Below are 21,614 nucleotides of genomic sequence, written 5' to 3'. Positions count from 1 at the left end.
CTAATGGACATTATCGCGAATTACGGCACCACTCTGGTGCTCGTGGCGGCCTTGTTCGGCTTTTTGATGGCTTGGGGCATTGGCGCGAATGACGTAGCCAACGCCATGGGCACATCGGTCGGCACCAAATCCCTGACCATTCGTCAGGCGATCATCATTGCCATGATCTTCGAATTTGCCGGTGCCTATCTGGCCGGTGGCGAAGTGACGGCCACCATCCGTAACGGCATCATCGACAGCAATGCGTTTGTCGACAGCCCGGACCTGCTGGTACTCGGCATGATCGCCTCCCTGCTGGCGGCAGGCGCCTGGTTGATCCTCGCCTCCTACTTCGGCTGGCCCGTCTCCACCACTCACTCAATCATCGGCGCCATCGTCGGTTTCGCTGTGGTGAGCATTGGCCCGGAAGCGGTGCAGTGGAGCAAGTTTGGCGGCATCGTCGGCTCCTGGGTCATCACCCCGGCCATCTCAGGTGTCATCGCCTACTTCATGTTCATCAGCGTGCAGAAGCTTATCTTCAACACTGATGATCCCCTGAACAACGCCAAGCGCTATGTGCCGTTCTACATGTTCCTGACTGCGCTGGTTATCTGTCTGGTGACCATCAAGAAGGGGCTGACCCACGTCGGTCTGCACCTGAGCGATGGCGAGGGCATTCTGCTTTCCATCGCCATCTCCATCGCAGTGGCGTTTGCCGGCTGGATCTACATTCGCGGCCAGAAGTACAACCCGCAGGATGACAGCAAGATGCACTTCGCCAACGTGGAGAAGGTGTTCGGCATCCTGATGGTGATCACTGCCTGTGCCATGGCCTTTGCCCACGGTTCCAACGACGTGGCCAACGCCATTGGCCCGCTCTCTGCGGTGGCCTCTATCGTGGCTTCCGGTGGCGAGATTTCCAGTCAGGCAGCCATTGCCTGGTGGATCCTGCCGCTGGGCGGTATCGGTATCGTGATCGGTCTGGCGACCATGGGCGAGAAGGTGATGGCGACGGTCGGTACCGGCATCACTCACCTGACCCCGAGCCGTGGTTTTGCTGCCCAGCTGGCGACTGCCGCGACCGTAGTGATTGCCTCCGGTACCGGTCTGCCCATCTCCACCACCCAGACCTTGGTCGGTGCTGTGATGGGGGTTGGCCTGGCGCGCGGTATTGCGGCGTTGAATCTGGGTGTTCTGCGCAACATCGTGGTCTCCTGGATCATCACCCTGCCTGCTGGTGCCATTCTGGCTATCGCGATCTTCTACGTGCTGCAGGCCTGCTTCTCCTAATCGAAGCGACATTCAGCAAAAAGCCCGAGTCATCGACTCGGGCTTTTTTTATTGTGCGCGGGAGAGAGGTGCTGCTCCCTTTGCAATCTGCCTAGAGGCTGGCGCAGATCTGCCACAGATCGTACTGGATAGCGGCGGCGGTCACTTCCCGACCCGCCCCCGGCCCCTGGATCACCAGCGGGTTGGTGCGGTAGCTGTCGCTCTCGATGGCGAAGATGTTGTCGCACGGCAAGAGGTTCGCAAACGGGTGGTGGGGCTCCAGCGCCTCCAGTCCGACCCGCGCCTTGCCGTCATGCTCGAAGCGGGCCACGTAGCGCAGCACCTTGCCGAGGCGCTTGGCCCCTTCGAAGGCGGTCTGGATCGGGCCATCCAGCTCTTTCAGTCTGTCCATAAACTGATCGGTGGTCACCTTGCGCAGCGTAACGGGCACCAGATTCTCCAGCTCGATATCGGCGGAGTCGAGCTCGAAGCCCGCCTCCCGCGCCAGAATAAGCAGCTTGCGACGCACATCCTGACCGGAGAGATCTTCGCGGGGATCCGGTTCGGTCAGGCCGTGCTGCCACGCCTCGTCCACCAGCTCGGAGAAGGGGCGGGTGCCGTCATACTGCTGGAACAGCCAGGAGAGGGTGCCGGAGAAGATGCCGGAGACCCCTTGAATGCGGTCGCCGCTCTGGCGCAGCATCTGGATGCTGGACTGGATTGGCAGCCCGGCACCCACGGTGGCGTTGTAGCGCCACTGTACCTGATGGTCGCGGCAGGTCTGCTTGATGCGCTGGTAGAACTCGCTGTCGGCGGCACCGGCAAACTTGTTGGCGGCGATGATGTGAATGCCAAGCTGGGCGAAGTCGGGGTAGTAGCGGCTCACCGTTTCACTGGCAGTCATGTCCAGCGCAATCAGCGCATCGAAGCCGTGCTGCTCCAGCTGGGCCAGCAGTTCGGGCCAGATCAGTGCTTTGGGGGCGAAGTTGTCCTGTACCTTGAGGGGGTTGAGCCCCTCTTCATCGAGCAGGCCCCCTTCCGAGCTGAACACCCCGTAGAGGGTGAGCGCCAGATTGAGCTCATGTTCCAGTCGTGCCTTTTCACGGGCGTAGAGGCTGAGCCAGTGGCCGCCGATATTGCCCTTGCCGAACACCACCAGTCCGACCCGGGTCGGGCGGCTGAACAGGGCGCTGTGCAGGGCGATGAGCAGCGGCTCCAGCACTACCTGACGCAGCACGGCCACCAGACTCAGGCCATCTCGGGCCACCTGTACGAACTCCAGCGGTTGATCTGCCAGCAGCTGATAGAAGCGGTGACACTGCTCCGCGTTGTCTGTGACACCGGCACCGACCAGCGCCACCAGACTGTACCCCTCTTTCTGGATGAGGCCGGTGAAGCTCCCCTGAAGCTGGAAGTCGCGCAGCAGCTCGAAGGCGCCCTGTGCCACCTCGAGGGTGTAGGCGAGGCGCAGGATCCGGCGATCCGGCTGGCGCTGCAGGGTGAGCGGGTTGAGACGGTGACGAGCCAGATGGGCCTCGATGGTGGCCACCGTCTGCTCGTAGTTGGTTTGCGGCAGCACCTTCAGCTCGATGAGGGCGATCTGATCCACCGAGGAGACGATGCGGGCGCCACCGGAGCGGGGGGCGCGGCGCAGGATATGGGTGCAGCCCTCGTCCGGGTTGTAGCTGCAGCGCAAAGTGAGGCGCTGGCGGCTGTCGGCCACCGGTTGCAGGGTGCGCGAGTGCAGCACCGAGGAGCCAAGGCGGGCCAGCTCGTTGGCTTCGGCGAGGCTCAGGCGCTCCAGCAGACGCGCTTCTTTCACCCGGCGCGGGTCGGCGCTATAGACCCCGGCCACATCGCTCCAGATGGTGGTGGATTCGCCGTCCGCCAGCAGCGCCAACAGGCTGGCGCTGTAGTCGGATCCATTGCGACCGAGCAGCAGGGAGCGCCCCTCCATGTCGGCGGCGATAAAGCCGGTTACCACGATGCGACCGGCATGCTCCGCCAGTCGCGCCTTGAGCAGTTCGCTGGAGAGGGCGGTATCCACCTTGACCAGAGCGCCATCCTCGGCGCGCAGGAAGCTGCGGGCATCGAGCCAGATGGCCTTGTCGCCGCGGCTGGTGAGCAGGGCAGCCAGCAGGCGCGCCGACCACACCTCGCCAAAGGCGAGCAGGCCGTTGCGGGCGAAGCGGTCAAACTGCCCCTCAAGCGTCTTGGCGATGAGCTGCATGTCGTCGGCCAGCTGCTTGCTCAGGTCGAGCTGCAGCTCGCCTTCCAGCAGGCCGTCGATCAGCCCCTGTTGATAGGCGTGGAGGGCGGAGATGGCTTCACCAGCTGCTTCATCCCCCGCTTCGGCCAGCTCCACCAGCTGGATCAGCCGGTTGGTGGTCTTGCCGGCGGCAGAGACCACGATCAGTTCATCCCCACCCACCTGTTGTTCAACGATGCTGGCGACCCGGCGATAACAGACCGGATCCGCCAGACTGCTGCCACCGAATTTGTGGACGTGACGTCGCTTCAAGCCTGCTTCTGTTGCCACCGCGATCTCTCCTTGTTGCTGCTGTTCCATTACTTCGCTACCTGTTCTGCCTGCTGCGCCTGTGCAAAAGCCTGTGCCAGATCGGCCACCAGATCTTCACCGTGTTCAATACCGACCGACAGACGCAGCAGCTGGGCGCTTATGCCAGCTGCCTGCTGCGCCGCCGGGGTCATGGCCCTGTGGGTCATGCTGGCCGGATGGGCCACCAGACTCTCCACCCCGCCGAGGGACTCGGCTACCGAGAAGAGGGTGAGGGCCGCAAGGAAGGCGCGAATGCCCGCCTCGCTGCAATCGAGTTCAAAACTTAGCATGGCGCCGAAGCCGGACTGTTGACGGCGCGCAATATCGTGGCCCGGATGGCTCGGCAGGCTGGGGTGATAGATGCGTTTCACCAGCGGCTGCTGTTGCAGGAAGGCGAGGATGCGGTCGGTATTCTCCTGATGGGTGCGCAATCTGGGGGCCAGAGTGCGCAGACCGCGCAGGGTGAGGTAGGAGTCGAACGCCCCGGAGGTGAGCCCCAGACAGTTGGCCCACCACACCAGCGACTCGGCCAGTGCGGCCTCCTTGGCAATCGCCCCCCCCCCCACCACGTCTGAGTGACCGTTGATGTACTTGGTGGTGGAGTGCACCACCACATCGGCACCAAGTGCCAGCGGCTGTTGCAGCAGGGGGGAGAGGAAGGTGTTGTCCACCACTACCTGTGCACCCACCTCATGAGCTGCGCTGGCAATGGCGCTGATATCCACCACCCGCAGCAACGGGTTGGAAGGGGTCTCGACCCATACCAGCGCAGGCTTCTGGGCCAGAGCGGCGGCCAGTGCGGCCTCATCCCCCTGATCGACAAACTGCACCCGGTAGTGGCCCTTGGTCGCCAGATACTCGAACAGGCGCCAGGTACCGCCGTAGCAGTCGTGAGGGGCAATCAGCAGATCCCCAGCCTTGAGCAGGGCGGTGGTGACCAGATGGATAGCACCCATGCCGGTGCCGGTGACCACGGCGCCAGCGCCCCCTTCCAGTGCCGCCAGCGCGTCCGCCAGATTGGTGCGGGTCGGGTTGCCGGAACGGGCATAATCGTATTGACGGGGTTCGCCAAAGTCGGCAAAGGTGTAGTTGCTGGAGAGGTAGATAGGCGGCACCACTGCACCGTGTTGCTGGTCTGTCTCAATCCCGGTGCGAACCGCCAGGGTGGCCTTGTGGGTCATGTTTCTCTCCTTGATCTCTCTGGACGGTGGCCGCTCTTCCTGCCACGCTGCTTTTGCCACACGCAATCGTGCCAATGCTGGCATCATGATGAACCACACTACGCCAGCTTAAAAAAGCCGTCAACACTTCCAGACGTCTAAATGGCTTTGCTGTTGGATTGCCATTAATTTCCTTAAGGGTTAAAATCCGCGCTCACGGCTAAATGAGAACAGGTGAGTCATGGGAACAGAGTGGAACGGCGACTACGTCAGCCCCTACGCGGAACACGGTAAGAAGAGCGAACAGGTCAAGAAGATTACCGTCTCGATCCCGCTCAAGGTGTTGAAAGTGTTGACCGATGAGCGCACCCGCCGTCAGGTGAATAACCTGCGTCATGCGACCAACAGCGAGCTGCTCTGTGAAGCCTTCCTGCACGCTTTCACCGGCCAGCCGCTCCCTTGCGACGAAGATTTGCGCAAGGATCAACCAGACAGCGTCCCTGCCGAAGCGCGTGCCATCATGGAAGCGCTGGGCAAAGAGATCGAAGATTTCGACAAGGAATAACCCCCAATGACGCGGCCCTGGCCGCGTCATTGCTATCTGCCATGTCCCGCTTCAGCCTGCGCCACTATCACCACCACGTCTGCAGCCATAGCCACGACTTTGCCCAGCTGGTGATCCCCCTCGACGGCCCCCTCGAGATCGAGGTGCAGGGCCGGGGGCGCAGACTTGCCCCCGGTTCTGCCTGCATCATCGCTCCCGGCGAGCGGCACGACTACGCCGCCGATCCCGCGCTTTCGTTTCTGGTGCAGGAGAGCGACTGGCTACCCGGGGATCTGGCGGCCTGCCCCTTTATCGAGCTGGATGAGCCCCAGCGCCACTACCTCGCTTTTCTGCACCGCATGGTGGCCGAAGGGCGGCAGGTGGCGGGCATGGCGCAGGTGTGGCTCTCCCTGCTGGCGGAAGGGCAGGGGATGCAGAGAGCAGCCATTCCACGCCTTGCCGCTCGCATCCTCAAGGTGCAGCGCCATATCGATGCCAACCTCGCCGCCCCGCTGACCAATCAGCAACTCGCCACCATCGCCTGCCTTGGCCAGAGCCAGTTCAAGCTCGCCTTTCGCCAGCAGCTGGGGGTAAGCGTCTCCCACTACATTCGCAGTCGACGCATGGCGCTGGCGCGTACCCTGCTTGCCGGTACGCAACTGCCCGTTGGGGAGATTGCCAGCCGCTGCGGTTACCAGAATCAGGGGGCTTTCGGCGAGCGCTTCCTGAGTGAGACCGGGCTCACTCCGTCCCTCTGGCGCCAGCAAAACGGCCGCCTGCCGCAACGAAACGGCTGATCGCCGAAGACGAGATGCTCTCTTTGGGCCATGCTGCGGGTCATGCAAGGTGCACGATAAACAGGAGCAGAAATGGAGACGATTAGCTGGCAGGATTTCGAGGTGGTGGAGCTCCGGGTGGGCACCCTGGTGCGGGTCGAGCCGTTCCCCGAGGCGCGTAAACCGGCCTACAAGGTGTGGGCGGATTTTGGCCCTGAACTGGGGGTTCGCAAGAGCAGTGCCCAGATCACCGCCCTCTACCAGCCAGAGCAGCTGGTGGGCCGCCAGATCATCGCCGTAGTCAACTTCCCGACCAAACAGATTGGCCCGTTTCAGTCGGAGTTTCTGCTGACCGGTTTCTACCGGCCGGATGGCGCCGTGGTGATGGCCATTCCCGAGCGGGCGGTGGAGAACGGCGCCAAGCTGGGCTGAGTTCACGCCCGAACAGAGACAAGAGAGGCGACCCCGGGGTCGCCTCTCTTTTTTGTTTTCTGCTGCGAGTCGTTACTTCAACAGGCTGAAGATCAGCGCCGATACCGCCAGCGACCCGGTCAGCAGGATAAAGCAGTTGGTCCAGCCGTGACGGAAGCGGGCCAGCGCCTCCACCTTGTAGATGGCAATCACCGGCATGATGAACAGGATCATGGCGATAACCGGGCCGGAGAGGGTCTCCATCAGCCCCAGAATGCCCGGGTTGATGACTGCGGCACCCCAGATGGCGAAGAACATCAGGGCGATACCCAGTTTGTCTGCCTTGGCCAACGGCAGGCCGGTAGGCTTGGCGATCAGGCTTTTCAGGCTTTCACGGGCACCGAGGAAGTGGCCGAGGAAGGAGGAGCTGATGGCGATAAAGGCGATGAGCGGCCCCAGAGTCACAATCACCGGGTTGTCAGTGATGTTGGCGAGATAGGAGAGCACAGAGACGTTTTGGGCCTTGGCTTCAGCCAGCTGGGCTGGCGAGAGGCTCAGCACGCAGGAGAAGACGAAGAACAGCACGAAGCCCACCAGCATCACTGTGGTGTTGCGCAGGATCAGGCCGCTCTTGGCTTCCGCCTGCTCGCCATATTCACGGCGCTGCACGTTGGCAAAGCCGGAGATGGCGGCGGCGTGGCTGAAGGCGAACACGGTGACCGGCAGCGCCAGCCAGACGGTGTTGAGGAAGCTGACTCCTTCAAACGCGGTCACTTCCGGCCACTGCCACTGAGGGATCAGGTAGCAGGAGAGGGCCGCCAGAATGGCCGCCAGCGGATAGACCATAAAGGCGAAGGCGCGCAGCATCGCTTTCTCACCCGCCAGCATCACGGCGATCATGGCGAATACCAGCACGCCGGAGAGCATCACCCGATCCGGGGTCGCCATGCCGAGCTGGTTGACCATAAAGCTCTCCACCGTGTTGGTCAGTCCGACCCCGTAGATGAGCAGGATCGGGAAGATGGAGAGGAAGTAGAGCGCCGAGATGAGGCGACCGGCCATCTTGCCGAAGTGCTCCTCCGCCACTTCGGTGAAGTCGGCGTGGGGGCGTGACGAGGAGAGCACGAAGCGCGCCAGCCCGCGGTGGGCGAGGAAGGTCATGGGGCCTGCCAGTACCGCGACGATGACGAGAGGCCAGATGCCGCCCAGACCCAGATTGATGGGCAGGAACAGGATACCGGCGCCAACGGCGGTGCCAAACAGGCTGATAACCCAGTGGGTGTCGTGACGGCGCCAGCGGGTGATGCTGGCTGTGGTGGAGCAGGAACCGGATAGCTCCTTGGTAGCCTCTACAGATAAACTCATTACTAATTCACTTTTTGTCAGTGTTTTAATCTGAGTTAATTGTGGTTTATCGGGATTTAATTCTCAAAAAGCGGGGCTGAAACATATCACTGCCATTGCGGGGTTTAGCCAGCGAGATTGGGAATGGAATCTTGGTCACAGAATGCAACAAAACTGACAATGGTGATTTTTGTGAAATATAAAACCAAATTTTTATCTGCGATCATTTTTTTATTTTGGCTAATAAGGTGTTTTCAGAATTACGTGAAAAATCGCACCATTTCTCGCCGACCAATTGTGATGTTTCACTATCATTTCGCTTCTTTGCCAGCGTATCACGCTGTTCAAGAGCGCCTTGACCAGCGGATCACACCGGCCATCACCCGGGGCAACTTCCCTGAAAAAGCAGGCGGCCATCGGGCCGCCTGCTTGTCTGGTGTGATGACATCGCTATCCGCCTAGTGGGCCAGAATGTTGCCCCAGGCGAGATCCGGATCCCCCATCACGATAAAGTCAGGGTTCTCCAGCGACTCGGTTTCGTTGTAACTGAGTGGCTGCAACGCCAGGCTGAGGATACGGCCACCGGCTGCCTCGACGATGCACTGGGCGGCGGCGGTGTCCCACTCGCCGGTGGGGCCGAGCCGCACGTAGCAATCGGCTGCCCCTTCCGCCACCAGACAGGATTTGAGGGAGCTGGAACCAAGCGGGATCAGCTCGTAGTTGATGGCCGGGTTGAGGCGGCGGGTGAGGTTCTCCAGCTTCTGGCGGCGGCTGATAGCCACCACCAGCGAGTCAGGCTGGTCATGCTCGTGATGCATGGCGCTGATGGGCAGTACCTCGCCATTCACCTCCTTGAAGGCGCCGTGGCCGCGCACCGCCCAGTAGAGCACGTTGGACTCGGGGGCGTAGATGACCCCGAGCACCGGCACATTGTCCCGCACCAGGGCGATCAGGGTGGCGAAGTCGCCGCTGCCCGCGATAAATTCGCCGGTGCCGTCGAGGGGGTCCACCAGCCAGTACTGCCGCCAGTTGGATCGCTGGCTGAAGGGGATGTCGGCCGCCTCTTCGGTCAGCACGGGAACGTGGGGAGTGAGCGCCGAGAGCGCCTGTTTGAGGTAGGCATCGGCAGCAAGATCGGCACTGGTGACCGGGGTCGCATCCTCCTTCAGCTGACGCTCGAACTGACCGCCGTGATAGATGTCGTGAAGGATCCTTCCGGCTTCGCGGGCAATCTCCTTGACCCCCGGCACCCAGGCCAACAACTCCTGCATCTCGTTATCCTCTGTCTGTTAACTGCCCGTCTGCGGGCTACTCTGCCTGTTCCGCCAGCCACTTTTGGGCCAGGAGAAGGGCACTGATGCTGCGCGACTCGGTGAAGTCGGGTCGCGCCAGCAATTCGTCGATCCGGTTCAGCGGCCAGGGGATCACCTCCAGCGGTTCGGGCTCGTCGCCGATCCGCTGCTCGGGGAAGAGATCCCGCGCCAGTAAAATGTCCATCCGACTGGAGAAGTAACCGGGCGCCAGCGACACCTGTTTGAGCAGGGTCAGGTTGTTGGCGCCAAAGCCCGCCTCTTCCATCAGTTCCCGGTTGCCTGCCTCGAAGGCATCTTCGCCCGGGTCGATCAGCCCCTTGGGAAAGCCCAGCTCGTAGGAGTGGGTGCCGGCGGCATATTCGCGCACCAGCAGCAGGGTCTGCTCATCGAACAGCGGCACCACCATGACGGCGCCACGATTGCCGCCGCGCATCCGCTCGTAGACCCGCTCCTCACCGTTGGAGAATTTGAGGTGGAGGGACTCCACTCTAAACAGCCGGCTCTCGGCCACGATCTCGGCCTTGAGGATCTCCGGTTTGCTCTTTTCCTGCTCCAGCTGGTCGATCGAAATCTGTTCGGGGGGGCTTTTGTGGTGCTCACTCATCAGGGGTGACGGCTCGTTAAAAAATCGTGCTTCAAGAGTAAACGACTCTCACACCGAACACCACGGGCCAGGGATGGCAAAGGGGGAGGAAAAATCCGTTATACTGCCGCCCCGTTTTCCGAGATCCGCGATCAAGAGGCCCGATGCCACACTCCCGCTCCACCACCTTGCCCTGGCACCAGATAGATACCGTCTTGCTCGATATGGATGGCACCCTGATCGATCTGCATTTTGACAACCACCTCTGGCAGCAACTGGTGCCGGAGCGTTACGCCGAGCGGCTCGGCCTGCCGCTGGATGAAGCCAAAGCGCAGATCGACGTCCACTATCACGCCGTCAACGGCACCCTCAACTGGTACTGCGTGGATTACTGGAGCGAGACCCTGGGGCTCGACATTCGTGCCCTCAAGCAGGAGCTGCTGGCGAAGATCCAGTGGCGTCCCCATGCCATCCCTTTTCTGGCCGAGTTGCGTGCCGCGGGCAAGCAGCTGGTGCTTTTCACCAATGCCCACCCCGCCAGTCTGTCGGTGAAGGATGCGCAGTTGGGGCTGAGCGAGCATCTGGATCTGATGGTGAGTACCCATGAGCTGGGCTGGTCGAAGGAGAGCCAGCACTGCTGGCAGGCACTGGCACAGCGGCTGGCGTTCGATCCGGCCCGCACCCTGTTTGTGGATGATAGCGAGCGGATCCTGCGGGCGGCCGCCGACTATGGCATCGGCTATCAGCTGGCGATCCAGAATCCGGATAGCTGCAAGCCGGAGCAGAGCATCACCGCTTTTCCGGCGATCCGCGACTATGCCGAGTTGCTGCCGCTCGCAATCTGAGTCTGCTGAAACGAGAGAGGGCTGCATCGTGCAGCCCTCTCTGTATCTGAAACCTGGCGGTGAAAAAATCACAGCTCCCGAAACGGGCGCCGCTTCTCCTCTTCGATGACGATCGCCTCCAGATTGGCGACCCGCTCCTGTAGCTCCCGGATGACCAGATCCTGCTTGCCGAGGCGATCCGTGATACGGGCATCCCCCATCTGGTAGCGAGCTCGTTTGCCGAGATATCCGAACAATAGGCTGATAAATACGATCAGGACTATGCCTGTCCACATGGTCATGTCACGACTCCTTGTCGTCTATAAACGGCGAAAACGCTGATGAGGTTTGCTCTGTTTTCTCACAGCCATCGGGCGGCCGCAATGGGGCCCGTTTCGCCTTTGTGATGCAGCTGGCTATTGCTGCCAGAGTGGCCGCCCGACCCAGAGCGCCCACAGGGTCAGGTGCAGCAGCACGATAAACCAGAAGACTAGCCGGTAGCTGCGCTTCTGGGTCTTGTGGCGCAGCCACTGGCGGGCAACCAGCGCCCCTGGCCAGCCGCCGCACAGCTCCAGCAGATGGAGCCTCGATTCGGGAATGCGCCACTCGCCGCGCACCGCCTGCCGCTTGTCCCATGCGTAGGCGGCCATCGTCAGCAGACTCATGGTCAGCAGTGCGGCCAGCGGCCACCACTGCTGTTCGCCGAGGCCGAGCCAGAGGGCGGCGCCCAGTGGCAGCAGCGCCAGCGCCATCACTGGGCCAGCTCCCAGCAGCGCTCCTCGTCCTGCTTGAGGGTGCGGATCACCTTGGCCGGATTGCCCACTGCCACCGAGTCGGCCGGGATGTCTCGGGTCACCACGGCGCCCGCGCCAATGATGGAGCGCGGCCCTATGGTGACGCCGGGGCAGATTATGGCGCCGCCGCCGATCCAGCAGTCATCGCCGATCCGCACCGGCTTGTTGTAGGCGGTCCAGTTGCGTCGTTCCAGATAGTTCATGGTGTGGGTGGCGGTGTAGATCTGCACGTTGGGGGCCAGCAGCACATGGCTGCCGATATGCACTTCGCCCACGTCGAGAATGGTGACGTTGAAGTTGAAGAAGGTCTTCTCGCCGATATGGATGTTGCGGCCGAATTCGCAGGTAAACGGCGTGCTGATCCAGCAGGAGTCGGGGCAGTGGCCAAACAGTTCGCGGCAGATCTGCTGGCGCAGAGGAGCATCGCCCGCCGATGAACCGTTGAGCTTGGCCAGCAGCGCCTGACCGCGTATCCGGTCGTTCGCAATCTCCTCGCTCTGGCTATCCAGTGCCCCGCCAGCCAGTACCTTGTCCCAGTCGCTCGCCATTGCTACCTCCTCATGCTGCAAGAGGGGGCAGTATACGTGACAAGCGCGAGAGGCGTCAGTCTGTCACTTCTGGCAGGTGATCCCCGTCATCCTGCTGGCCAGACGAGGGGGAGGATCAGCAGGGCCGAGACGAAGTAGGGGAGCAGCACCCGCAGCCCCAGACTGCGACCGCCGATGCCGAGGGCCAGCAACCCCTTCACCAGCGAGTTGACCAGACCGGCGAGCAGGATGCCGCGGGCTGCCACCTCCAGCGCCAGCTCCTTGTGGGAGAGCTGGGAGAGCGACAAGGTGATGGCGTCCACATCGGTGATCCCCGACACCAGCGACAGCAGATAGACCCCGGAGTTGCCCACCTTGTCTTGCAGCAGCGTTGCCATAAAGCCGATCAACGCCAGCAGCAGGCCGAACTTGATGGCGGTGGCCAGATCGAGCGGGTTGCTGGTTTCCGGCTGCACCGGGCCGTCAGTCAGCTCCTCGCGCTGGCGCCAGAACCAGAAGGCAAAGCCGTAGACTGTGGTCGCCAGCAACACGAGCGGGGCGGCGAGGCGTATCGCCAGCTCGCTGTGAATCAGCAGTACCAGTACTAGCAGCCGCAGCCACATGGTGGCCCCTGCCAGCAGGATACCGGTGGCCAGCAGCCGCTCCAGCCCTCCTTGTTCCTTGTTGAGGCGGGCAAACTGCAGGGTGAGGGCAGTGGAGGAGGCCAATCCCGCCAGTATGCTGGTGAGCACCAGCCCGGCGCGGGTGCCGAGCAGCCGCACCGCGAAGTGGCCACAAAACGAGATGCCGGCGATCACCACCACCATCAGCCAGATCTTGAAGGGGTTGAAGGCATCGAGGGGCCCCATCTCCTCGTTGGGCAGCACCGGCAACAGCACCAGCGAGATAAGCAGAAAGCGCAGGGTGGCGTGAAACTCGGTCTCGCTGAGAAACAGCATCCCTTGCTGGATCTGCCCCTTCAAGCCCATCAACAGGGCGGCCAGCACGGCGCAGGCCACCGCCTCGCTCGGGCTCAGCAGCACCGACATCAGCCCCAGCAAATAGGTGAGCAGCATGGCCACCGAGCTGGTGAGGCCGAACTCCCCTTGCCAGCGCTGGGCCAGCCAGACCGAGAGGCCGCAACCGATCACCACCGCCAGCAGGCCGAGCAGCGGCAGCCAGGGGCCCAGGGTCGGCAGCAGCAAACCGCACACCCCGCCGAGCAGGCCGATAAGGCCGTAGGTACGCATCCCGGCGATGCGCTGGTTATCCCCCAGTTGGCGAACCTGCCAGCCCCGCTCCAGCCCGATGATAAGGCCGATGGCCAGCGAGACCAGGGCTCCGTTGACCGGTTCTGCATTGATCCACATAACGACTTCCTTTTCGTCATCTGCCTGCCTTGTTCCCATGATGGCACAGCGAGCAAGGGGCCAGAGGGGCATGGCTCACAGAGTCTGCGTCCGGCTCCCGGTGCGGGTGGCTGAGTTGATATGAGCAAAAGAGATAAGCAAAGAGTTATTTCTTTCTTCTGGGCATAACAACTCCACGGCATGCTGTTCTCAACCCAACAAGATATGGAGTATCACCATGAAACTGCGAATGACCGCCCTGACCCTGCTCTCTCTGCTGGCATTTGGCCAGGCCAATGCCGCCGAGATCCGTCTGCTCAACGTCTCTTACGATCCGACCCGCGAGCTGTTTCAGGAGTACAACGCCGCCTTTGCCAAGGAGTGGAAGGCCAAAACCGGCGACGACGTGGTGGTGAGCCAGTCTCACGGTGGCTCCGGCAAGCAGGCCCGCGCTGTGGTGGATGGACTGGAGGCCGACGTGGTATCGCTGGCGCTGGCCTACGATGTCAACGCCATCGCCAAGGAGGGGCTGACCGCTGCCGACTGGCAGAGTCGCCTCGGCAACAACGCCTCGCCCTATACCTCCACCATTGTCTTCCTGGTGCGCAAGGGCAATCCCAAGCAGATCAAGGATTGGGATGATCTGGTGCGCAAGGATGTCGCCATCGTGACTCCCAACCCCAAGACCTCTGGCGGGGCACGCTGGAACTATCTGGCCGCCTGGGGCTATGCCCTGAAGAAGAGCGGCAGTGAAGAGGGGGCCAAGCAGTTTGTTGGCGATCTCTTCAAGAACGTGAAGGTGCTGGACTCAGGCGCCCGCGGTGCCACCACCAGCTTTACCGAGCGCGGTCTCGGTGACGTGCTGCTGGCGTGGGAGAACGAAGCCCTGCTGGTGCTTGGTCAGGCGGGGGCCAGCGACAAGTTCGAGCTGGTGGTGCCTTCGGTCTCCATTCTGGCGGAGCCGCCGGTCGCGGTGGTGGACAAGGTGGCCAGGAAGCACGGTACCGAAGCGGTGGCCAAGGCCTATCTCGATTATCTCTACTCTGACGAGGGGCAGCATATCGTCGCCAAACATCACTATCGCCCCAGCAACCCGGCGATCCTGAAGGAGACGGCAGCCCAGTTCCCGCAGCTTGCCTTCTTTACCGTCAAGGATCTGGAAGGGGATTGGGAGAAAGCCCAGAAGAAACACTTCGCCCAGGGCGGTCTGTTTGACCAGATCTATCAGCCGGGTCGTTGATAGCTTCGTTATCCATCACTGAACTGGCCCCTGTGCCAGCCGATAGGAGCACCAAGATGAACAAGATCCTCCTGGTTCCCGGTCTGCACAACAGTGGGCCGGATCACTGGCAGAGCCGCTGGCACGATCATTTTCCCCAATGGCAGCGGATGACCGGGCTACCGTGGGACAAGCCGGACCTCAGGGTCTGGAGTGCCAAGCTGGCGAGCAAGCTGAAACGTCGCCGCAGTCGGGTCCATCTGGTGGCCCACTCTTTCGGCGCCCTGACCGCCATCGCGGCGGCCCGCTTGCAGCCGGAGAAGGTGGCCTCGATCTTTCTGGTGGCGCCCGCCGATCCCGCCCGTTTTGGCATTGCGGATGAGGCCTTGGCCGGGCCGCTGCAGGTATCGGCCCAGCTGGTGGCCAGTCGCAATGATCCCTGGATGAGCTTTGAACGGGCCGAATACTGGAGCCGTCAGTGGCAGGTGCCGCTGTTCGATGCCGGTGAGGCGGGCCATATCAATGCCCAGTCAGGTCATGGGGACTGGCATCAGGGGCTGCATTTGCTGGGGGCTCTCTACCGCCGTGGTGAGCTGGTAGTGGCACCGGTCAAGGCCGCATCGCCCCGGCCGGTCGTATTGGGCTTTCGCTAGGTATCTGTGAAGTGGTTGGAGGGTTGTCGGGCGCGCTGTTCGCTGGCTACTCCATGCCCCCGTTCTTTGAATGCTCCGCTCCGTATTGCTCCATTTCTTAGGTCTTTTATTTATATAAAAGACCTTTTTTTATTTGGAGTGCACCAAGAGCCTTGTGACTCTGCGGTTAGACAAAAAAGTGATTAGCAAAGTCGCAATTGATGTTTGTTGCCGATGAGGGGAGTGCGCAGAATCACCATATCGAAAATTCTTCATAACAGATGGATGTGTTATGCGATTTGGTTCTTATTCTGTCCTGCCCGGTTTTGGCCCCACCTTGGGGTTCAGCCTGCTCTATCTGGGCCTGCTGGTGCTGTTGCCGCTCTCGGCCCTGGTGCTGTTTGCGATCAACAACCTGACCGCCGCCGAGTTCTGGCAGGTGATCGGTTCACCCCGGGTGCTCGCCTCCTTTCGCCTGAGCTTCGGTGCGGCCTTTGTCGCGGCGCTGCTCAACAGCCTGTTTGGCCTGATCCTGGCCTGGATCCTGGTGCGCTACACCTTCCCCGGTCGTCGACTGGTGGATGCGTTGATCGACCTGCCATTTGCCATGCCGACCGCCGTTTCCGGCATCGCCCTGTGTGCCATTTTCGCCCCCAACGGCTGGATCGGCCATCTGCTGGCGCCGCTCGGCATCCAGCTCGCCTACAACCCCATCGGCGTCGTTATCGCCCTCACCTTTATCGGGCTGCCTTTTGTGGTGCGCACCCTGCAGCCGGTGCTGCGAGAGGCTGAGAGCGAGCAGGAGGAGGCCGCCGCCAGCCTCGGCGCCGATCGCTGGCAGACCTTTATCCACGTGCTCTGGCCGACCCTGATCCCGGCCCTGCTCACCGGCTTTGCGTTGGCGTTTGCCCGTGCTGTGGGGGAGTACGGCTCTGTCATCTTCATCGCCGGCAACCTGCCGATGGTCTCTGAAATCGCACCGCTGATGATCATGAGCCATCTGGAGGAGTACGACTATGCCGGCGCCTCTGCCATTGCCGTGGTGATGCTGCTGATCTCATTCATTTTGTTACTGCTAATCAACAAGTTGCAGGCCTGGAGCTGGTCTCGTATCGGAGGGAGCCGGATATGAACGCATCAACACTCGCCCTTGAAGTCGCCCCTGTGGAGGTTGCTCCCGTGCGCAAGGCACCTCCAGTGATCCGCGAGCCCCAGTGGGTCAAGTGGCTGCTCATCACGGTGGGTCTCGGCTGGTTTGCCGCCCTGTTGCTGCTGCCGTTGGCCACCGTCTTTATTCAGGCGCTGAGCCCCGGGCTGGCTTTTTTCTGGCACGCCATCAGCGAGCCGGATGCCCTGAGCGCCCTCGGTCTGACCGCACTGGTGACGCTCTGCGCCGTTCCCCTCAATCTGCTGTTCGGGATCGCGGCGGCTTGGGCCATCGCCCGTTTCCGCTTCCCCGGTCGCCAGCTGCTCATCACCATCATCGATCTGCCCTTCTCGGTGTCGCCGGTGATCGCCGGGCTGATGCTGGTGTTGATGTTCGGCAGCCGCGGCTGGTTCGGTGACTGGCTGAGCGAACATGACATCAAGATCATCTTCGCCACCCCGGGGATCATCCTGGCCACCACCTTCATTACCGTGCCCTTCGTGGTGCGCGAGCTGCTGCCCCAGATGGAGGCGCGTGGCCCGGAAGAGGAAGAGGCGGCCATCATGCTGGGGGCGAGCGGTCTGCAGATGTTCTGGCGCGTCACCCTGCCCGGCATTCGCTGGAGCCTGATGTACGGCCTGCTGCTCTGTACCGCCCGCGCGGTTGGGGAGTTTGGCGCTGTGTCGGTAGTTTCCGGTCATATTCGCGGCCAGACCAATACCCTGCCGCTGCATATCGAGATCCTCTACAACGAGTACCAGACCGGCGCCGCCTTTGCAGTGGCAAGCCTCTTGGCTCTGTTCGGGATCTTCACCCTGCTGGGTGAAACCCTGTTGGCCCGGCTGCGTGCCCAGCCCACCAAATCTCACTGATCACCGTTTTAAAGAGGCAGCCATGAGCATTCAGGTTCAACAACTCAACAAGCATTTCAATCAGTACGCGGCGCTGGCAGACATCAACCTCGACTTTCACGACGGTGAGCTGGTGGCGCTGCTCGGCCCCTCCGGTTGCGGCAAGACCACCCTGCTGCGGATCATCGCCGGGCTGGAGCAGGCCGACAGTGGCAGCGTCATCATCCGTGGCGAGGACGCCTCGGATCTCCATGTGCGCGAGCGCAACGTCGGCTTCGTATTCCAGCACTACGCCCTGTTTCGCCACATGACGGTGTTCGAGAACGTAGCGTTTGGCCTTAGGGTCAAACCGCGCAGTGAACGCCCGGCCGAGGCGGCCATTCGTGCCCGGGTCAAGGAGCTGCTGGATCTGGTGCAGCTCAGCCACGTGGCCGAGCGCTACCCGACCCAGCTCTCCGGCGGTCAGCGCCAGCGGGTCGCGTTGGCCCGCGCGCTGGCGGTGCAGCCCAAGGTTCTGCTGTTGGACGAGCCATTCGGCGCCCTCGATGCTCAGGTGCGCAAGGAGCTGCGCCGCTGGCTGCGCGAGCTGCACGACGAGCTGCATGTCACCAGCCTGTTCGTCACCCACGATCAGGAGGAGGCGCTGGAGGTGGCGGATCGGGTGGTGCTGATGAACGCCGGACGGGTCGAGCAGATCGGCACCCCGGCCGAGGTCTACGACCAGCCCGCCAGCTCCTTCGTTCACAGCTTTCTTGGCAGCGTGAACCAGTTCCGCGGTCGGATAGCGGAGCAGGGATTCGGTGTCGGCGAGCAGCTGCTCGGCGGGCCGTCGGCTTCTCATCTTGCTCACGGCAGTGCCGCCATCGCCTATGTCCGTCCCCATGAGCTGGAGATCTTGCCAGCCGATGCGCTGGGCGGGATCCGAGCCACTATTACCCGTCTGCTGCCCATGGGGCCACGCATTCGGGTGGAGCTGCGTGGCGATGGCGAAACCAAAGGGGCCCACTATGAGGCGGAGCTGAGCAAGGAGGCGGCCAAGCAGTTTGCCCCGGGACAGGGGGTGCGGCTGGTCGCCAGACAGGCGCAGTTCTATCCCGATTACCAGATTTGATGTTGTATTGCGGGTGGCATGGCTACCCGGGTTCAGGCGCTCTGCCGGGGCATGATCCGGCCAAATAACAAAAATGAGGGGGTGACCAGCTTGTGTCGCCCACTCTTCGCAGGAGGCGACAAGGTGAATTTTCAGCAGCTACGAATTATCCGGGAGGCAGCGCGGCGGGATTACAACCTGACCGAGGTGGCCAATGCCCTGTTTACCTCCCAGTCAGGGGTCAGCCGCCATATTCGCGAGCTGGAAGAGGAGCTCGGTATCGAGCTTTTTATCCGCTACGGCAAGCGGCTGCTCGGCATGACCGAGCCGGGCAAGGAGTTGCTGGTGATTGCCGAGCGCATTCTCAATGACGCCAACAACATCCGCAAACTGGCCAGCACCTTTGCCAACCGCGACTCGGGCCGCTTGCTGGTGGCGACCACCCATACCCAGGCCCGCTATGCCCTGCCGCGGGTGGTGAAGGCGTTTCGCGAGCAGTTTCCGCTGGTACAGCTGGAGCTGCGTCAGGGCAGCCCGGAGGAGATAGTGCGGCTGGTACAGACCGGCGAGGTGGATATCGGCATCAGCAGCGAGCAGCTCGACAAGAGCGAAGGGGTGGTGGCATTTCCCTACTACCGCTGGCACCACAATATCGTGGTGCCCGAGCAACATCCGCTGGCAGGCGAGCGGGATCTGACGCTGGCGGCGCTGGCCAACTGGCCCATCGTCACCTATCAAGCCGGGTTGACCGGGCGGGTGCGGGTGGATGAAGCCTTTGCTGCGGCTGGCATCGAGCCGCAGATCCTGCTGACGGCGCAGGACTCCGATGTCATCAAGACCTATGTCGAGCTGGAGATGGGGGTCGGCATACTGGCCGACATGGCGTTCGACGGCCAGCGCGATCAGGGGCTGGTACAGCTCGACGGCAGCCATCTGTTTGCCCCCCACACTGCCTGGATTGGCCTCAAGCAGGGGCAGTTCCAGCACAACTTTGCCTGGCAGTTTATCCAGCTCTGCAACCCCGAGCTGGCGCTGGCGGATATTCAGGCCCGCGCCATGGGCAGCGAACCCGCCCTCGACTTCCAGATTTGAATCGGAAGAGACGACAGAAGGGGAGCCAATGGCTCCCCTTCCTTATTGCTGGCAGATGAGATTGCCAGCGAAAACAGACGGCTTCATATGAATTTTTTCACTTAGGTTTGCCAGTTAATTTTGTTTGTTATCCGGTACTTGGGTTGCAGGATGGAATAAGTGACTGACCAAAGTCGATCCATTCAGGATAAAGCATGCCGTATAGCTACCTATCACATCTGCGTTGCAGCAAGAGTGGCGAGATCCATGAGGCTGACCAGCCCTGGCAACTGAGCCGGGCAGGTGCGCCACTGCTGGCCAGCTACGATCTCGATGCGCTGAAGCGAGCATGGCACCCGGCGGCATTGCTGGGGCGCCCGGCCAGCCTGTGGCGTTATCACGAGTTGCTGCCGGTACGGGATCCCGCCCACGTTGTGACGCTGGGGGAGGGATTCACCCCACTGCTACGGCTGCCTACGCTGGGCAAGCAGATCGGTATTCCGGATCTCTGGATGAAGGATGAGAGCGTCATCCCCACCGGATCTTTCAAGGCTCGTGGTGCAGCGGTGGGCATCTCCCGCGCGCGTGAACTCGGCGTCACTCACTTCGCCATGCCGACCAACGGCAACGCAGGCGCTGCATGGGCGCTCTACGGTGCCCGTGCCGGACTGCGCAGCACCATCGTTATGCCGCAGGCAGCCCCCGCCATCACCCGACTGGAGACCTCCCTCGCCGGTTCCCGTCTCTATCTGGTGGATGGCCTGATCAGCGACGCCGGTCGTCAGGTGGCGCAGGCGGTGGCGGAGCAATCCCTGTTTGACGCCTCAACCCTGAAGGAGCCCTACCGGATTGAGGGCAAGAAGACCATGGGGCTGGAGATTGCCGAACAGCTGGGCTGGACCCTGCCGGATGTGATCATCTATCCGACCGGTGGCGGGGTCGGCCTCATCGGTATCTACAAGGCGCTGCGCGAGCTGCAGGAGCTGGGCTGGGTCAAGGGCGCGTTGCCCAGACTGGTCGCGGTACAGGCGAGTGGCTGCGCGCCCATTGTGCAGGCGTGGCAACAGAGAGCCACCGAATCGAGCTTCTGGCCCGACTCCCAAACGCTGGCTTTCGGCATCAATGTACCCAAGGCACTGGGAGATTTTCTGGTGCTGGACGCCCTCTATCGCACCGAGGGTTGCGCCATCGCGGTGGATGACAAGGCCATCCAGAGCGAGATCCGCCAGCTTGCCTCTCGCGAAGGCAGTTTTGTCTGCCCTGAGGGGGCCGCCGCGTTTGCTGCTGCTCGTCAACTACGCGAGGCTGGCTGGATCCGTGGGGGAGAGCAGGTCGTGGTGCTCAATACCGGTGCCGGCATCAAGTACCCGGATGCGATCACTGTGCTGCCCCAGCGTCTGCAGCGTGACGGGAGGATCCCGGCATGAATCTGGATCTGCCTTTCATCCTCACGACGCTGCCCGCCTTCGGCAAGGCGGTCTGGGTCACCTTGCAACTGGGAGCCATAGTGATCCTCACTTCGCTGGCGGTCGCCCTGCTCAACGTCGCCCTGTTGAGCCTGCACAAGCGGCCGCTCAGCGCACTGATCCGCGGATATGTCGAGCTGGCTCGCAACACGCCGCTGCTGATCCAGCTCTTCTTCCTCTATTTCGGACTGCCTGCGCTCGGTCTGTCGCTCTCCGGGTTTACCACTGCGGTGATTGCCATGACCTTCCTCGGCGGTGGTTATCTGACCGAGGCGCTGCGTGCAGGCATTCAGGCGGTGCCCGCCAGTCAGCTGGAGGCTGGCAGGGCTATCGGGCTTTCTCGCTGGCAACTGCTGCGCCACGTGCAGTTGCCCCAGGCCTGGCTCGCCAGCCTGCCGGCGCTGTTTGCCAACTTCATCTTCCTGCTCAAGGAGACGACCGTGGCTTCGGCGGTGGCGGTGCCAGAGCTGCTCTACACCACCAAGAATTACATCGCCCTCTACTACAAGACCTACGAGATGCTGGCGGTACTGACCTTGATGTGCGTGCTGATCTTTCTGCCGCTCTCTCTCGCTCTGCGCGTCGTTGAAAGGAGGCTGCAACATGGTCAGTTCGGTCACTGAATCGCTGATGCAGGCGAGGATCCCGATGTGGGCACTTATCTTCCAGCTGCCACCGTCTCTCGTCACCGAGGCGCAGGAAAGG

At 62.1% G+C, this 21,614-nt stretch carries 23 protein-coding genes; 14 read left to right on the top strand and 9 right to left on the bottom strand.

Annotation, left to right across the window (positions count from 1 at the left end; translation table 11 throughout):
* Positions 1–3: 3 nt before the first annotated feature.
* The gene (locus G5168_RS11500) at positions 4–1,269 is read left to right on the top strand and encodes an inorganic phosphate transporter (protein WP_005343043.1); all 1,266 of its coding nucleotides are present in this window, start codon (positions 4–6) and stop codon (positions 1,267–1,269) included.
* Between the two features lie 91 nt (positions 1,270–1,360).
* On the opposite strand, the gene G5168_RS11495 is transcribed toward G5168_RS11500, so the two are convergent.
* Together G5168_RS11495 and metB are read right to left on the bottom strand one after the other, a co-directional pair.
* Positions 1,361–3,817 carry a bifunctional aspartate kinase/homoserine dehydrogenase II gene (locus tag G5168_RS11495; RefSeq protein WP_421230948.1) on the bottom strand — a complete coding sequence of 819 codons (2,457 nt, stop codon included), beginning with the start codon at positions 3,815–3,817 and terminating at the stop codon, positions 1,361–1,363.
* Positions 3,817–4,989, bottom strand: coding sequence for a cystathionine gamma-synthase (gene metB / locus G5168_RS11490; protein WP_219295514.1), 1,173 nt, complete (start codon positions 4,987–4,989; stop codon positions 3,817–3,819). Before metB ends, G5168_RS11495 begins: the two co-directional genes overlap by 1 nt.
* Before the next feature lie 220 nt (positions 4,990–5,209).
* Between metB and metJ the strand changes: the two genes are divergently transcribed.
* The 3 genes from metJ to G5168_RS11475 all read left to right on the top strand — a co-directional run bounded on the left by metJ (position 5,210) and on the right by G5168_RS11475 (position 6,720).
* Complete coding sequence (gene metJ / locus G5168_RS11485) at positions 5,210–5,533, top strand: met regulon transcriptional regulator MetJ (protein WP_005340251.1); 324 nt, start codon at positions 5,210–5,212, stop codon at positions 5,531–5,533.
* 41 nt (positions 5,534–5,574) lie between these two features.
* Positions 5,575–6,309, top strand: a complete 735-nt coding sequence (locus G5168_RS11480) for an AraC family transcriptional regulator (protein WP_227341472.1) — start codon at positions 5,575–5,577, stop codon at positions 6,307–6,309.
* A 72-nt stretch (positions 6,310–6,381) separates the two neighbouring features.
* A complete protein-coding gene (locus G5168_RS11475) occupies positions 6,382–6,720 on the top strand; it encodes a tRNA-binding protein (RefSeq protein WP_227341471.1) in 339 nt (112 codons plus the stop codon).
* Positions 6,721–6,792: 72 nt separating this feature from the next.
* Here G5168_RS11475 and G5168_RS11470 read toward each other — a convergent pair whose 3' ends face one another.
* The gene (locus G5168_RS11470) at positions 6,793–8,064 is read right to left on the bottom strand and encodes an aromatic amino acid transport family protein (RefSeq protein WP_421206145.1); all 1,272 of its coding nucleotides are present in this window, start codon (positions 8,062–8,064) and stop codon (positions 6,793–6,795) included.
* Between the two features lie 123 nt (positions 8,065–8,187).
* On the opposite strand from G5168_RS11470, the gene G5168_RS11465 reads away from it, so the two are divergent.
* Positions 8,188–8,505, top strand: coding sequence for a hypothetical protein (locus G5168_RS11465; RefSeq protein ID WP_227341469.1), 318 nt, complete (start codon positions 8,188–8,190; stop codon positions 8,503–8,505).
* Here the strand turns inward: G5168_RS11465 and cysQ are convergent.
* Positions 8,502–9,314: a 3'(2'),5'-bisphosphate nucleotidase CysQ gene (cysQ, locus tag G5168_RS11460; RefSeq protein WP_320545450.1), complete on the bottom strand. Its 813-nt coding sequence runs from the start codon at positions 9,312–9,314 to the stop codon at positions 8,502–8,504. The genes G5168_RS11465 and cysQ overlap by 4 nt on opposite strands.
* Positions 9,315–9,351: 37 nt before the next feature.
* Positions 9,352–9,960 carry an ADP compounds hydrolase NudE gene (gene nudE, locus G5168_RS11455; RefSeq protein ID WP_033113990.1) on the bottom strand — a complete coding sequence of 203 codons (609 nt, stop codon included), beginning with the start codon at positions 9,958–9,960 and terminating at the stop codon, positions 9,352–9,354.
* A 143-nt stretch (positions 9,961–10,103) separates the two neighbouring features.
* Between nudE and yrfG the strand changes: the two genes are divergently transcribed.
* Positions 10,104–10,784, top strand: coding sequence for a GMP/IMP nucleotidase (gene yrfG / locus G5168_RS11450; RefSeq protein ID WP_421252233.1), 681 nt, complete (start codon positions 10,104–10,106; stop codon positions 10,782–10,784).
* 68 nt (positions 10,785–10,852) lie between these two features.
* Here the strand turns inward: yrfG and G5168_RS11445 are convergent, their stop codons facing one another.
* From G5168_RS11445 to G5168_RS11430, 4 genes are all read right to left on the bottom strand, one after another.
* Positions 10,853–11,065, bottom strand: coding sequence for a hypothetical protein (locus G5168_RS11445; RefSeq protein ID WP_068977307.1), 213 nt, complete (start codon positions 11,063–11,065; stop codon positions 10,853–10,855).
* Positions 11,066–11,179: 114 nt separating this feature from the next.
* The gene (locus G5168_RS11440) at positions 11,180–11,518 is read right to left on the bottom strand and encodes a DUF1294 domain-containing protein (protein ID WP_150997906.1); all 339 of its coding nucleotides are present in this window, start codon (positions 11,516–11,518) and stop codon (positions 11,180–11,182) included.
* Entirely contained in the window at positions 11,515–12,105 is a 591-nt protein-coding gene (locus tag G5168_RS11435; RefSeq protein WP_368172350.1) for a sugar O-acetyltransferase, read from the bottom strand. Before G5168_RS11435 ends, G5168_RS11440 begins: the two co-directional genes overlap by 4 nt.
* Before the next feature lie 86 nt (positions 12,106–12,191).
* Positions 12,192–13,454, bottom strand: a complete 1,263-nt coding sequence (locus G5168_RS11430; RefSeq protein ID WP_421252232.1) for an MgtC/SapB family protein — start codon at positions 13,452–13,454, stop codon at positions 12,192–12,194.
* 217 nt (positions 13,455–13,671) lie between these two features.
* On the opposite strand from G5168_RS11430, the gene G5168_RS11425 reads away from it, so the two are divergent.
* From G5168_RS11425 to G5168_RS11390, 8 genes are all read left to right on the top strand, one after another.
* Complete coding sequence (locus tag G5168_RS11425) at positions 13,672–14,673, top strand: sulfate ABC transporter substrate-binding protein (protein WP_127007032.1); 1,002 nt, start codon at positions 13,672–13,674, stop codon at positions 14,671–14,673.
* 56 nt (positions 14,674–14,729) lie between these two features.
* Complete coding sequence (locus G5168_RS11420; RefSeq protein ID WP_040067346.1) at positions 14,730–15,305, top strand: RBBP9/YdeN family alpha/beta hydrolase; 576 nt, start codon at positions 14,730–14,732, stop codon at positions 15,303–15,305.
* 271 nt (positions 15,306–15,576) lie between these two features.
* A complete protein-coding gene (gene cysT, locus G5168_RS11415; protein ID WP_058056496.1) occupies positions 15,577–16,416 on the top strand; it encodes a sulfate ABC transporter permease subunit CysT in 840 nt (279 codons plus the stop codon).
* A complete protein-coding gene (cysW, locus tag G5168_RS11410) occupies positions 16,413–17,303 on the top strand; it encodes a sulfate ABC transporter permease subunit CysW (protein ID WP_104015986.1) in 891 nt (296 codons plus the stop codon). Before cysT ends, cysW begins: the two co-directional genes overlap by 4 nt.
* 22 nt (positions 17,304–17,325) lie before the next feature.
* The gene (locus G5168_RS11405) at positions 17,326–18,393 is read left to right on the top strand and encodes a sulfate/molybdate ABC transporter ATP-binding protein (protein WP_421252231.1); all 1,068 of its coding nucleotides are present in this window, start codon (positions 17,326–17,328) and stop codon (positions 18,391–18,393) included.
* 123 nt (positions 18,394–18,516) lie between these two features.
* A complete protein-coding gene (gene cbl, locus G5168_RS11400; RefSeq protein WP_270905175.1) occupies positions 18,517–19,464 on the top strand; it encodes an HTH-type transcriptional regulator Cbl in 948 nt (315 codons plus the stop codon).
* 194 nt (positions 19,465–19,658) lie between these two features.
* A complete protein-coding gene (locus G5168_RS11395; protein WP_216952130.1) occupies positions 19,659–20,870 on the top strand; it encodes a threonine synthase in 1,212 nt (403 codons plus the stop codon).
* Positions 20,867–21,532 (top strand): amino acid ABC transporter permease, encoded by a 666-nt coding sequence (locus G5168_RS11390; protein WP_111901048.1) that lies wholly within the window; start codon positions 20,867–20,869, stop codon positions 21,530–21,532. Before G5168_RS11395 ends, G5168_RS11390 begins: the two co-directional genes overlap by 4 nt.
* Positions 21,533–21,614 lie beyond the last annotated feature (82 nt).

The organism is Aeromonas sp. 600724 (assembly GCF_049175135.1).
GTDB lineage: Bacteria > Pseudomonadota > Gammaproteobacteria > Enterobacterales > Aeromonadaceae > Aeromonas > Aeromonas veronii_A.
The sequence above is the reverse complement of the archived record's forward strand: the minus strand, read 5'-3'. Positions and strand labels throughout refer to the sequence as shown.

Bases quoted from the DNA above. Each gene is read 5' to 3' on its own strand.
- G5168_RS11500 (WP_005343043.1), top strand. From the start codon at position 4: ATGGACATTATCGCGAATTACGGCACCACTCTGGTGCTCGTGGCGGCC.
- G5168_RS11495 (WP_421230948.1), bottom strand. From the start codon at position 3,817: ATGGAACAGCAGCAACAAGGAGAGATCGCGGTGGCAACAGAAGCAGGC.
- metB (WP_219295514.1), bottom strand. From the start codon at position 4,989: ATGACCCACAAGGCCACCCTGGCGGTTCGCACCGGGATTGAGACAGAC.
- metJ (WP_005340251.1), top strand. From the start codon at position 5,210: ATGGGAACAGAGTGGAACGGCGACTACGTCAGCCCCTACGCGGAACAC.
- G5168_RS11480 (WP_227341472.1), top strand. From the start codon at position 5,575: ATGTCCCGCTTCAGCCTGCGCCACTATCACCACCACGTCTGCAGCCAT.
- G5168_RS11475 (WP_227341471.1), top strand. From the start codon at position 6,382: ATGGAGACGATTAGCTGGCAGGATTTCGAGGTGGTGGAGCTCCGGGTG.
- G5168_RS11470 (WP_421206145.1), bottom strand. From the start codon at position 8,064: ATGAGTTTATCTGTAGAGGCTACCAAGGAGCTATCCGGTTCCTGCTCC.
- G5168_RS11465 (WP_227341469.1), top strand. From the start codon at position 8,188: ATGGAATCTTGGTCACAGAATGCAACAAAACTGACAATGGTGATTTTT.
- cysQ (WP_320545450.1), bottom strand. From the start codon at position 9,314: ATGCAGGAGTTGTTGGCCTGGGTGCCGGGGGTCAAGGAGATTGCCCGC.
- nudE (WP_033113990.1), bottom strand. From the start codon at position 9,960: ATGAGTGAGCACCACAAAAGCCCCCCCGAACAGATTTCGATCGACCAG.
- yrfG (WP_421252233.1), top strand. From the start codon at position 10,104: ATGCCACACTCCCGCTCCACCACCTTGCCCTGGCACCAGATAGATACC.
- G5168_RS11445 (WP_068977307.1), bottom strand. From the start codon at position 11,065: ATGACCATGTGGACAGGCATAGTCCTGATCGTATTTATCAGCCTATTG.
- G5168_RS11435 (WP_368172350.1), bottom strand. From the start codon at position 12,105: ATGGCGAGCGACTGGGACAAGGTACTGGCTGGCGGGGCACTGGATAGC.
- G5168_RS11430 (WP_421252232.1), bottom strand. From the start codon at position 13,454: ATGTGGATCAATGCAGAACCGGTCAACGGAGCCCTGGTCTCGCTGGCC.
- G5168_RS11425 (WP_127007032.1), top strand. From the start codon at position 13,672: ATGAAACTGCGAATGACCGCCCTGACCCTGCTCTCTCTGCTGGCATTT.
- G5168_RS11420 (WP_040067346.1), top strand. From the start codon at position 14,730: ATGAACAAGATCCTCCTGGTTCCCGGTCTGCACAACAGTGGGCCGGAT.
- cysT (WP_058056496.1), top strand. From the start codon at position 15,577: ATGCGATTTGGTTCTTATTCTGTCCTGCCCGGTTTTGGCCCCACCTTG.
- cysW (WP_104015986.1), top strand. From the start codon at position 16,413: ATGAACGCATCAACACTCGCCCTTGAAGTCGCCCCTGTGGAGGTTGCT.
- G5168_RS11405 (WP_421252231.1), top strand. From the start codon at position 17,326: ATGAGCATTCAGGTTCAACAACTCAACAAGCATTTCAATCAGTACGCG.
- G5168_RS11395 (WP_216952130.1), top strand. From the start codon at position 19,659: ATGCCGTATAGCTACCTATCACATCTGCGTTGCAGCAAGAGTGGCGAG.
- G5168_RS11390 (WP_111901048.1), top strand. From the start codon at position 20,867: ATGAATCTGGATCTGCCTTTCATCCTCACGACGCTGCCCGCCTTCGGC.